Source organism: Vibrio sp. 1562 (genome assembly GCF_033340155.1).
Classification (GTDB): domain Bacteria; phylum Pseudomonadota; class Gammaproteobacteria; order Enterobacterales; family Vibrionaceae; genus Vibrio; species Vibrio alginolyticus.
In genome coordinates this window covers 1-511 of sequence record NZ_JAWOVY010000802.1, presented here as the reverse complement: position 1 = coordinate 511, position 511 = coordinate 1, and the positions used below count along the sequence as shown (strand labels likewise).

Genomic DNA, 511 nt, shown 5'->3' with positions numbered 1-511 from the left:
ATGCAAATCAAACAATTTATCCTCGATAAAATTGATTCCGGAGATTGGATGGTCGGACAGCGCATTGCGACTGAAATCGAGCTGACTGAACAGTTTGGTGTAAGCCGAATGACAGTAAACAAAGCGATACGAGATTTGGTGAATGAAGGAAAACTACAGCGTCGCCCAAGGTTGGGAACGTTCGTTTGTGACCCTAGTGAGAAATCAGAATCCCCATTACTAGATATTCGCAATATAGCGGAAGAAGTTAGTGACCGAGGACGCCTATACAGCAGTAAAGTAGTTCAACAAGTCGCGATAAAAGCGGATGATAGCATCGCAATAAAACTTGGTGTAATGCTTGGTACAACGGTGTTTTACAGTGAGATCATTCACTATGAAGACAGCACACCTATTCAGTTAGAACTGCGTTGGGTAAACAGCCAGTACGCCCCGAGTTACCTTAACCAAGACTTCACCCAAATTACTCCTAATCAATACCTATCTAATAACTGTCCGTTGAGCGCGATTG

At 43.2% G+C, this 511-nt stretch carries 1 protein-coding gene; it reads left to right on the top strand.

Annotated features, from left to right (window positions below):
• Positions 1-511 (top strand): UTRA domain-containing protein (locus R7Z49_RS27755; protein ID WP_318112873.1); only part of this gene is annotated, 511 nt, incomplete at both ends.